This window comes from Methanocella sp. (assembly GCF_035506375.1).
Taxonomy (GTDB): domain Archaea; phylum Halobacteriota; class Methanocellia; order Methanocellales; family Methanocellaceae; genus Methanocella.
Window position 1 is genome coordinate 24,365 of record NZ_DATJPM010000010.1, and the last position, 9,632, is coordinate 33,996.

Genomic DNA, 9,632 nt, shown 5'->3' on the forward strand with positions numbered 1-9,632 from the left:
AGAGCACGAGGTCTTCAAGTGCTCCCACTATATCTTGAACACTTTAAGCAGAACGACGCAGGCTGCGATCAGCAGGATCAAGATCACTATATACGTAAGCGGATTGCCCTCAATATTAAATCCAAGGAAGCCATTATCGCCTTTTTCGTCTCCGCCGCCTCCCTGGCCTACGGCCTGCGAGAAACGCTCTTCGATCCCCTTATTACCCGAGACCAGATATGCGACGGCGCCAAAGATGACGAAGAGGAGCAGGATCGCAATGAAGACGATGACGCCCCGATTGCCTTTAGCCTTATCCTGCATGCGCAGCCTCCCCGAGGATGTCAGGCCTTACCCTCTGGATATAGGAGACGACGTATCCCGTGACGACCGCTTCGATCACGGCGATTATCATATTGATGCCCGCGATGACCAGGAGGCCATAAAATACGTCCAGCGTACTCTGGTTCACGCCCTGGACGCCGGAGATCAGGATGATGGCGATCATCGCCAAGTTGCCCAGGAACAGGCCCAGCAGCGTGGCGATACCAGCCCGGGGGAAAGTGTCGAACTTGAGCCTGCCCAGCCACGAATAAATGAAATAGGCTGTGGTGAGCTCAGTTATGTTGATAAGGCAATTGGCGCCGATAAGCCCCCATCCGCCATGGCCGATTGCTGCAGAGAAAATGTTGACGATGAGCATGATGATGCTGCCGATGGCCGGCCCCATGAGGATGCCGATGAGGGGCGTCAGGTTCATGTGAACGCCGCCGGCGATGGGTATGTTGATCTGGAACAGCGCGAACGATGCCGCCGTACATAGCCCAGCCAGGGTGATCTGGCGATTATCGATTTTTTTAAATCGCCTTAAATAGATAAGGCAAACGCCGATGACGAGGATCGCCAGCAGCCACCAGACCACGACCCAGAATATGGTGAATGAGCCGTCCTCAAGATGAATATGTGCCATGCGGATTTCACTACATTATCATATTTCGCTTGAGAAGGATATAAAAGTTTGGGTATCATCCAAATTTTAAGCGAGGGATGTTCTCCTAATCCGTTCACTGGCGCTTATTTATCCCGGCGGATATGATGCCGACCAGCTCCTCGATATTCAGGGGACGACTGCCAGGGTCGAGGCCCAGGACGGGCCGGATGCTTTCGTATATCCGGGCGGCGTCCGGCTGCTTTAAGCCCGCCTCCGCCAGCAGCTCATGGTCGAAAAAAATCTCCGATGGCCGCCCTTCGGCAATGATGGAGCCCCCCTTCACGATGCAGATGCGATCGGCCAGCCTTGCGGCCATGTCCATGTCGTGGGTGGCGACCACGATGCTGATGCCGTGCGACTTCTTCAGGTCAAGAATGATCCTCTCGATCATATCCGAGTGATTAGGGTCCAGATCCGAGGTCGGCTCATCCATCGCGATCACCCGGGGTTTCATGGCCAGGACGCCGGCGATGCAGACCAGCCTCTTCTGGCCGCCCGAAAGATATGATGGTATTTTCGACGCGAGAGACTCCGCGCCAACGGCGCGCAGCGCTTCCATGGCAACGGACCGGGCCTCTTCGATGCCCATCCCCATGTTGACGGGGCCGAACATGACGTCGTCCAGGACTGTGGGAGCGAAAAGCTGGTCGTCCGATCTCTGGAACACGACGCCCACCTCTTTCCAGATATCGCCCCGGGCCGTGCTGACGGCCTTCCCGAGCACGCTTACGCGGCCGCTGCTCGGCTTGAGCAGGCCGTTGAGGTGCTCGATAAGCGTTGATTTTCCCGAGCCGTTGGGGCCGCACAGGGCCACCACCTCGTCCTTGAGCACCCGGAAGCACATATTGTGGATCCCGATGCTGCCATCCGGATATATGTGGCTGGCACAATCCACGTGGATCAGCTCGTCCCCGGCGGGCATGCAGGTATGTTCCAGACTTAATGACTGTAATTTCGTCATATCACACCATCACAACGGTAATTTTACGAAATAAAGCAAATATGCGGCAATGGCGATCGCCACGAGCATGAAAGCGCAATCCCGGAGGCCGATCCCGGGTATCTGCGAGGCCGCGAAGTATTTTCCACTGAACCCCCGCGCCTCCATCGCCTTATTGACACGGTCGGCCCGGTCGAAGGACCGGATCATCGTCAGGGCGAAGACCTCGGCGAACATGCCGGTCTGCCTCATCGAGCTTTTGATGATGCCGCCTCCCCGGGAATACAGGGCCTTGAGCATCGTGTCGATCATGCTCAGGGTGATAAAAATAAAGCGATAGGACATGAGGAATATCTGGTCGATAGGGGACGGAAAAATGCGGTATATCATGGCCGAGAAATAGTTGTACCGGGTAGTCATGAGGAAGAACAGCGAGTACGTGACCGATATCAGCGCCTTGAGCAGGAGAGTCGTGACCATTATGGCCCCGCCATCGGTCAGGGTCAGGGGATAGAATGGCAGGGGGATTGTAAACAAGGCCCTGCCGGGCTCATTCCACATTAAAATTATTACCAGGGAAAGTACGAATATCAGCGGCAGTAAGTACCACTGGAACAGCTTCCTCAGGGGCAGGCCGGCCATCCGGTATACGAGGAGTATGAGGAGATACAGGGCGGCGAGCAGGACAAGGCTCCGGGCAATCGTGACGAAAACGATGATGAGCACGAGCATAATCCCCTTTGTCCAGGGGCTGACCTTCGAGAAAATAGTATTAACGTTCTCGCTGTAGTACGTGATAAGATTAAAGTCGGGTATATGGGACGATAGCTCGCTCAACGGAGCCTACCCCCTAGTCCTCGCCGGGACAGCAGCAGCACGTGTCGTGCTTGATTGGCCCGCAGATGCCCATAGTCGGGTGGCCAAGGGATGTACATATCTTATCAACCAGATCCTTGGATATGTGGCCTTCCAGCCTTGTCGCCTCCACGCACGCCTCCTCCGCCGTGAGCCCGTAATGCGAGAGCATGAGCTCGACGATGCGGTGGCGCCGTATAAGAAACTCGGCGTACTCCCTGCCCCGGTCCGTAAGGCAGATGCTGCCGTACCGCTCGTGCTCGATGAGACCAGTCGATGACATCTCGGTAACGGTCTTCGTGACGGTCGACGGGTCCAGGCGGAAGTGCTCGGCGAGGTTCGTCGTAAAGGCCTTGCCGTTGTGCTCCAGGATGAACATGAGATACTGGCTTTTTTTGGGGCTGAGCTCGAACCCATCGATATCTTTCATCTATCGAGTATACGTTCGCTCATTATAAATAATTTTTGGGGACGGGCCAAATTGCAAAGGGCTGGAGCTAAGGTAAAATAAAAACCTGCCGCATAAACGAATCACGCATAATAAACATGACCCGTATAAAGTGAGAATAGTGTAACTTATATATCAGATACGACATAACCTGACCAATATGCCAAAAGCGGATATCCCGGAGAATCTCCACAAGGAGGTCAAGAAGTTCGCCATCGAGCACGACCTCTCCTTAAAGGATGCATATGCCCGGCTTATCGAGTACGCGCTGGAGCAGAAATACGACAAGGCCTCATTAAAGAAAATATTAAAAGAAAAAGGGGCGGGCCAGGACGATATAATCGTCGGCTCCTAATTCCACTTAACGATCCGCTGTTTTGAACCCACTTCACCTTTAATGAGCACGCCTGGCCCGATCAGCGCCCCGGCGCCGACCGTGGTGCCGACGTTGATGAGGCTGCCGATGCCCGTGTGCACGTCGTCGCCCATGATGACGCCGAGCTTCCGCCGGCCGCTGTCCACCATCTGGCCTTTTACCATGACCTGTATGGTCCGCTCGTCCAGGCGCAGGTTCGCTATCTTCGTGCCGGCGCCGAAGTTACACCGGCACCCGATGATGCTGTCGCCCACATAGCTCAGGTGGCCGATCTTCGTATCGTCCATGATGATCGAGTTCTTTATCTCGACGGCATTGCCGATATGGACGTTGTTGCCGATGCTGGTCATCGGCCGGATATAGCAGTTGGGGCCGATGTCGCAGTTATCGCCGATGATCACCGGGCCGACGATGTAGGCGCCATTGCGGACGATGGTGCCCTTGCCGATGCTGACCTCGCCCTTCAAAGTCGCGAGGGGCTCCACCTCGCCCTGGACCCGGCCCTTCATGAAGCTCAGCGCCATCTCGTTCGCCGCCAGCAGGTCCCAGGGCTTCCCGATGTCCAGCCACTCCTCCTCCATAAGTTCGTAGCCCACCTGCTTGCCGTTATCGATGAGATACTGTATCGCGTCCGTGACCTCGATCTCGCCCCGTGGCGAAAGCCCCGTCTCCTCGATGGCGACGAAAACCAGGGGGCTGAACATGTAGATGCCCATGTTAGCCATATCCGTGGGCGGGTTAGGGGACTTCTCCACGATACGCTTCACCCTGCCGCCATCGGTCTCGATGACCCCGAACGCCCGGGGGTCCGCGACCCGCTTCACGGCGATGACAGCGACCTCTTTCCGGTGCATGAGCTTGTGGATCTGGCTCGCGCTCATGATGACGTCGCCGTTCAGCGCGATAAAGCGCTCATCCTGGATCGAGGAGGCCATGCCGAAGGCATGGCCGGTGCCCATCTGCTTATCCTGCACGATATAGTCGATGTGGACCCCGAACTTCGAGCCGTCGCCGAAATATTCCTCGACTGACTCCTTCTTGTAGCCCACGACGAGCGTGATATCCCGTATGCCGGCGGCATATACCTCGCCGATGATATACTCCAGCATAGGCTTGTTCGCTATCGGTAGCATTACCTTGGGCTTGTTCTCCGTTAAAGGCCTCATCCGGGTACCCTCGCCCGCGGCCAGTATTACTGCTCGCATGCCTTAACACACCTCTTCACGATAGATTCCGACCTGTCATATAGCGTTGTGAGCGTATCGACGTCCTCCGCCTCGGCGGTGATCCGGATCTTCGGCTCGGTGCCCGACGGCCGGATAAGTACCCAGCCGCCCCCATAGTCGACCCGGAGGCCATCCAGCGTGTTGACATCCTTTGCGCTCTTTACATCGATCGCCCCCTTAATTAATTCCATGATTTTTACCTTATCCATGCTCTGCGAAAACTTTACGCCGCCCCGCCTGAGCGGGAATTTTGGCAGCGCATCCACGGCGTCCGAGAGCCGGCCGTTCTTGCCCACGAGCTCCACGAGTTTCGCGGCCGCGTAGATGCCGTCCGGGCAGAAGGACATCTTCGGGAAGATCCAGGTGCCGCTGGTCTCGCCGCCGAAGTCGGCCCCGACGCTTTTTACCTCCTCGGAGACGAAGGCGTCGCCGATCCTGGTGCGGTAGATCTTCACGCCGTTCACGGACTTCTCGACCATCATGGAGACATCCACCGGGCAGACTAATGAATATTTGACCTCGTACTGGCAGAAATAGGCCATCAGCTCGTCGCCCGAGACGAACCGCCCCTCGTCGTCCACGGCCATCATGCGGTCAGCGTCCCCGTCCTGGGCGATGCCCAGGTCGGCCTCCATAGCGATGACAGCCTTCTTCAGCCCGTCCAGGTTCTCCTCCACGGGCTCCGGCTGGCGCGCCGGGAAGAAGCCGTCGGGCTGGCCGTTCAGCGTGACGACGCGGCAGCCCATCTCCCGTAGAACGTAAGGCGTAATAGTCGTCGCCGCGCCGCAGCCGCAGTCCACGACGACCTTCAGGGGATAATGCTCTACGTTTTTCAGGATCGAGTCCATGTGCTCCCGCACCGCGTCATGCCGGACGTTTTCCGTGCCCATGTCCTGCCAGCTCGCGCCCTTGATGTCGCTATTGATGCTTTTTTCGAGGTCCTCCTGCTGCGCGAGCGAGAAAGCCATTCCGTCGGGGTTCCAAAACTTGAGGCCGTTGTACTCGGGCGGGTTATGGGACGCCGTGATCATCACGCCGCAGTCGTAGCCCCTGGCCGCGTGCGCCAGCGTTGGCGTGGAAACGAGGCCGACCCGGGTGACTCGCGCTCCCATGGCCAGCAGCCCCGAGATGAGGGCATTCTCGACCATGGGGCCGGACGTGCGCGGGTCCCGGCCCACGACGACGTACTTGTGCTTCAGCCCGAGCGCCTTTCCCGCCTGCAGCGCGAGCTCGGGCGTCATCAATTCGTTAACGATGCCTCTGATGCCTGATGAGCCGAATAATGACATTTTCTTACTCCACTGTGACCGATTTTGCCAGGTTCCGGGGCTTATCGATGGGGCAGCCCCGGGCCAGGGCTACATAATATGCGAATAGCTGCAAGACGATCGTGGAAATGATAGGCGAGGTATACTCGCACGCGTCCGGGATCCGTATGGCCATGTCGGCCACCTGCTCGATGGACTTGTTGCTCTCGCTGGCGATCGCCACGACAGTGGCGTCCCTGGCCTTGATCTCCCTTATGTTGCTGACCACCTTATCGTAGAGCTCGCCGTCCGTGGCGATGGCGATGACTGGCACGCCCGTCGTGAGCAGGGCCAGCGGGCCGTGCTTGAGCTCGCCCGCGGCGAAGCCCTCCGACATGACGTAGGATATCTCTTTGATCTTTAAGGCGCCTTCCAGGGCCACGGGGTAGTTCAGGTGCCGCCCGACGAGGAAAAAGCTCTCCGAATTCTTGAACAGGCGCGATATCTCCGCGATACTCGAGTCCAGCTCGAGCACCTGCTCCGCCTTCTGCGGCAGCGACTTTAAGGCGCGGATGAGCTTGTGTCCCTTTCCAGCACTGACGGTGCCCCTGACCCGGCCCAGCAGGATAGCGATCATGTACAGCACTACGACCTGGGCAGTGAAAGTCTTGGTGGCCGCCACGCCGATCTCGGGGCCCGAGAGCATGTATATCGTATCATCCGCCTCCCGGGAAAGCGTGCTCCCCACCACGTTCGTGATAGCCAGGGAGCGGGCGCCGTTCCTCATCGCGTCCTTCACGGCGGCCAGCGTATCGGCCGTCTCGCCCGACTGCGATATGGCGATAACGAGCGTGTTCTCGTCCAGGCCATAGTGGGAGTAGCGGAACTCGGAGCCGATCTCGATAAAGACCGGCAGGTCCGTGAGCTCTTCCATGATGTAGCGGCCCATCATGCCCGCGTGGTACGATGTGCCGCAGCCGATGATGATAATATGATCGATATTCCGTATCTGCTCCTCGGTGAGGGACAGCTCCTTGAAGATCACGTCACCTTTAAGCTCGTCCAGCCGGCCCGCGATTGCCGCCTTAAGGGACGTGGGCTGCTCGTGGATCTCCTTGAGCATGAAGTGCTCGTAGCCCGCCTTCTCGGCCGCCTCCAGGTCCCATTCGATGGTCTTGATGTCGCGGAACACCTCCATGCCGTCGAAGCCCGTAAGTCGGACGCCGTCCTGCGAGAGGATCGCGATGTCTCCGTCCTGGAGGAACACGACCTTTCGGGTGTACTTGAGAAAAGCGGTGACGTCTGACGCTAAAAAGTACTGGCCGTCGCCGATGCCGATGACCATCGGGCTTTCCTTGCGTGCAGCGAAGATCTTTCCCGGCTCTTCCTGGTGGACGATGGCCATAGCGAAGGAGCCTTTTAGCTGCTTAACCGTCTCCTGTAGCGCACGCTGCATGTCGCCCGTGAAATTATCCTCCAGAAGATGTGACACGACCTCGGTATCCGTCTCGGACTGGAACTTGTGGCCGCGGGCGATGAGCATCTCCTTAAGCTCCTTATAATTCTCGATTATGCCGTTATGCACGACGGCGATCTTGCCCGTGCAGTCCCGGTGCGGGTGCGCGTTCGCCTCCGACGGCTTCCCATGCGTGGCCCAGCGGGTGTGGCCTATGCCCGTCGTGGCTATAAGGCCCTGGGGCATTTTATCCTTTAGATTGTATATGCGGCCGTACGAGCGTATCACGCGCAGGCTATCACTGCAGACGAGCGCGACGCCTGCCGAGTCGTAGCCACGGTACTCCAGCCTCGACAGGGACTCGAGCAGCAAGTCAGCCGTATCGCCATTACCCACGTAGCCCACTATACCGCACATTCAAAACCTCATACGATCCTGGTATTATCCGGCAGGTTATCGCGCACGACGACCCCGGAGTCGATACGGCACCGGACGCCGATTATCTTCCCGGGCTTTATGAGCACGCGGCTGGATATCTCAGTATTATCGCCGACGGCCGCACCCATGTTCGCCTTCATCAGGGCATCGTCCAAATCGATCCGGGCCTCACCGGCCTCGGCGATAAAGTCCGAGCCCGTGGAAACCCCCTCTCCAATGATGGAACTGGAAATATTATTGAAGGACGCGATCTTCGCGTTCTTCATGAGTATGCTGTTGGCGATTCGCGTAAAAGGCTCGACGGAGCAGTTACTGCCGATGCTGGTGCCCGGAAGAATGACCACGTTGGGCCCGATGTCGCAGTTGTCGCCGATACAGACGGGCCCGACGATGTAGGAGCCCGACATTATAACCGAATTTTCGCCAACGGTGACTGGCCCGACGATGTGGGCGCCGTCCTCGACCTTGCCCAGTATACTTGCCTTTTGCCGGGCGATGGTCGCGGCGTTCATGTCCAGCAGGTTCCATAAATACAGGGCGTCCATCCAGGTGGCGCTCGTGTGGACCGACCTGATGGCATAGCCCTCGCTGAGCATTTTCCGGATGGCGTCGGTGATCTCGTACTCGCCCCTCTCCGATATTTCCATCGACTCTAAGAAGTTGAAGATGACGGGCGAAAAGCTGTATATGCCCGCGTTGACGACGTTGCTGATGTCATCGCCCTTGGGCTTCTCTAAAATGGCCTTGACGAGCTGGTTCTGGGTCTTGACGACGCCGTACTGGTGGGCCTTCTGGACGGTGACCGTGAGTATGGCGGCATCGCCGCTGCTGACTTTTATGATCTCCCTGATGGCGGACGCGTCGATGACCGTGTCGCCGTTTATCACTAAAAACCGGTCGTTGATCATGTGGGAGACCTGGCGGAGCGCGTGGGCGGTGCCGAGCTGCTGGAACTGCTCCACGTAGACGATGTTTACGCCCCACTTGCGGCCGTCGCCGAAGTAGTCCATGATCTTCTCGCGCTTGTATCCGACGACCATGATGATATCGATGATGCCGCTGGCCTGGAGCGCGTCGATCACGTATTCGAGGATGGGCTTGTCGCCGACCGGTATCATGACCTTGGGCCGCGTTACTGTGAACGGCTTGAGCCGGCTGCCCTCGCCTGCCGCTAGAATGACCGCTTTCATGTTATTGTATCCTAAATGGGTATAGCAGATTTATCCCTATTATTAAAAGCAATTAGAAAGTCGGGGTATTTGTATTTATTCGTTGAGCCCCCTTAAATGATAATATTGAGGTAAATAAATCGTCTTTTTGTTGATTATGCACCGAATTTATCCACATTTTTTTACCGGCCCTTAACCAAAAGCATTATATGATACGAGAGCCGTAGATGGTGCGTCATAAATTAAGTTTTACGAGGTAATATTCATGGCGAGATTTCCAGAAGCCGAGGCAAGGAAGCTAAATGTGCAAATCTGCAGGAAGTGTAATGCGCGGAACGCTATTCGCGCGACTCGCTGCAGGAAGTGCGGCTATACCGGCCTGCGGCCTAAGAAGAAAGAGCTGAAGGCGTAAGGCTTTTCCGCTCTTATCTTTTTTTATTTGTCCGGGATACATTTTTCGATTTGCTTTTTCTCCTATGCCGTCTTTGCGTGTCCTTAACCGCAGGG

General features: G+C 57.0%; 11 protein-coding genes. 2 read left to right on the plus strand and 9 right to left on the minus strand.

Features of this window, described 5'->3' with window-relative positions; all coding sequences use genetic code 11:
• Positions 1–27 precede the first annotated feature (27 nt).
• From VMC84_RS01165 to VMC84_RS01185, 5 genes are all read right to left on the minus strand, one after another.
• Complete coding sequence (locus tag VMC84_RS01165) at positions 28–303, minus strand: hypothetical protein (protein WP_325377317.1); 276 nt, start codon at positions 301–303, stop codon at positions 28–30.
• On the minus strand, positions 293–949 hold the full coding sequence (locus VMC84_RS01170) for an energy-coupling factor ABC transporter permease (protein WP_325377319.1): 657 nt from the start codon (positions 947–949) through the stop codon (positions 293–295). The genes VMC84_RS01165 and VMC84_RS01170 overlap by 11 nt, the downstream gene beginning before the upstream one ends.
• Before the next feature lie 94 nt (positions 950–1,043).
• On the minus strand, positions 1,044–1,931 hold the full coding sequence (locus VMC84_RS01175; protein ID WP_325377320.1) for an energy-coupling factor ABC transporter ATP-binding protein: 888 nt from the start codon (positions 1,929–1,931) through the stop codon (positions 1,044–1,046).
• Positions 1,932–1,940: 9 nt separating this feature from the next.
• Positions 1,941–2,747 carry an energy-coupling factor transporter transmembrane component T gene (locus VMC84_RS01180; protein ID WP_325377322.1) on the minus strand — a complete coding sequence of 269 codons (807 nt, stop codon included), beginning with the start codon at positions 2,745–2,747 and terminating at the stop codon, positions 1,941–1,943.
• A 13-nt stretch (positions 2,748–2,760) separates the two neighbouring features.
• Positions 2,761–3,195 carry a metal-dependent transcriptional regulator gene (locus VMC84_RS01185; protein ID WP_325377324.1) on the minus strand — a complete coding sequence of 145 codons (435 nt, stop codon included), beginning with the start codon at positions 3,193–3,195 and terminating at the stop codon, positions 2,761–2,763.
• A 178-nt stretch (positions 3,196–3,373) separates the two neighbouring features.
• Between VMC84_RS01185 and VMC84_RS01190 the strand changes: the two genes are divergently transcribed.
• On the plus strand, positions 3,374–3,568 hold the full coding sequence (locus tag VMC84_RS01190) for a hypothetical protein (protein ID WP_325377326.1): 195 nt from the start codon (positions 3,374–3,376) through the stop codon (positions 3,566–3,568).
• Here the strand turns inward: VMC84_RS01190 and glmU (VMC84_RS01195) are convergent.
• From glmU (VMC84_RS01195) to glmU (VMC84_RS01210), 4 genes are read right to left on the minus strand one after another with little or no spacing between them, the layout of a single operon-like run.
• On the minus strand, positions 3,565–4,794 hold the full coding sequence (gene glmU, locus VMC84_RS01195; RefSeq protein ID WP_325377328.1) for a bifunctional sugar-1-phosphate nucleotidylyltransferase/acetyltransferase: 1,230 nt from the start codon (positions 4,792–4,794) through the stop codon (positions 3,565–3,567). The two genes, VMC84_RS01190 and glmU (VMC84_RS01195), sit on opposite strands and share 4 nt — an antisense overlap.
• Positions 4,782–6,104, minus strand: coding sequence for a phosphoglucosamine mutase (gene glmM / locus VMC84_RS01200; RefSeq protein ID WP_325377330.1), 1,323 nt, complete (start codon positions 6,102–6,104; stop codon positions 4,782–4,784). Before glmM ends, glmU (VMC84_RS01195) begins: the two co-directional genes overlap by 13 nt.
• 4 nt (positions 6,105–6,108) lie before the next feature.
• Positions 6,109–7,935, minus strand: a complete 1,827-nt coding sequence (gene glmS, locus VMC84_RS01205; protein WP_325377332.1) for a glutamine--fructose-6-phosphate transaminase (isomerizing) — start codon at positions 7,933–7,935, stop codon at positions 6,109–6,111.
• 8 nt (positions 7,936–7,943) lie between these two features.
• Entirely contained in the window at positions 7,944–9,146 is a 1,203-nt protein-coding gene (gene glmU / locus VMC84_RS01210; RefSeq protein ID WP_325377334.1) for a bifunctional sugar-1-phosphate nucleotidylyltransferase/acetyltransferase, read from the minus strand.
• 244 nt (positions 9,147–9,390) lie between these two features.
• Here glmU (VMC84_RS01210) and VMC84_RS01215 point away from each other — a divergent pair, with 244 nt between their 5' ends.
• On the plus strand, positions 9,391–9,537 hold the full coding sequence (locus VMC84_RS01215) for a 50S ribosomal protein L40e (protein ID WP_325377336.1): 147 nt from the start codon (positions 9,391–9,393) through the stop codon (positions 9,535–9,537).
• Positions 9,538–9,632: the final 95 nt, after the last annotated feature.

What these genes read in the sequence shown, in the direction of transcription:
- VMC84_RS01165 (WP_325377317.1), bottom strand. Translation starts at nt 303, where the DNA reads ATGCAGGATAAGGCTAAAGGCAATCGGGGCGTCATCGTCTTCATTGCG.
- VMC84_RS01170 (WP_325377319.1), bottom strand. Translation starts at nt 949, where the DNA reads ATGGCACATATTCATCTTGAGGACGGCTCATTCACCATATTCTGGGTC.
- VMC84_RS01175 (WP_325377320.1), bottom strand. Translation starts at nt 1,931, where the DNA reads ATGACGAAATTACAGTCATTAAGTCTGGAACATACCTGCATGCCCGCC.
- VMC84_RS01185 (WP_325377324.1), bottom strand. Translation starts at nt 3,195, where the DNA reads ATGAAAGATATCGATGGGTTCGAGCTCAGCCCCAAAAAAAGCCAGTAT.
- VMC84_RS01190 (WP_325377326.1), top strand. Translation starts at nt 3,374, where the DNA reads ATGCCAAAAGCGGATATCCCGGAGAATCTCCACAAGGAGGTCAAGAAG.
- glmU (WP_325377328.1), bottom strand. Translation starts at nt 4,794, where the DNA reads ATGCGAGCAGTAATACTGGCCGCGGGCGAGGGTACCCGGATGAGGCCT.
- glmM (WP_325377330.1), bottom strand. Translation starts at nt 6,104, where the DNA reads ATGTCATTATTCGGCTCATCAGGCATCAGAGGCATCGTTAACGAATTG.
- glmS (WP_325377332.1), bottom strand. Translation starts at nt 7,935, where the DNA reads ATGTGCGGTATAGTGGGCTACGTGGGTAATGGCGATACGGCTGACTTG.
- glmU (WP_325377334.1), bottom strand. Translation starts at nt 9,146, where the DNA reads ATGAAAGCGGTCATTCTAGCGGCAGGCGAGGGCAGCCGGCTCAAGCCG.
- VMC84_RS01215 (WP_325377336.1), top strand. Translation starts at nt 9,391, where the DNA reads ATGGCGAGATTTCCAGAAGCCGAGGCAAGGAAGCTAAATGTGCAAATC.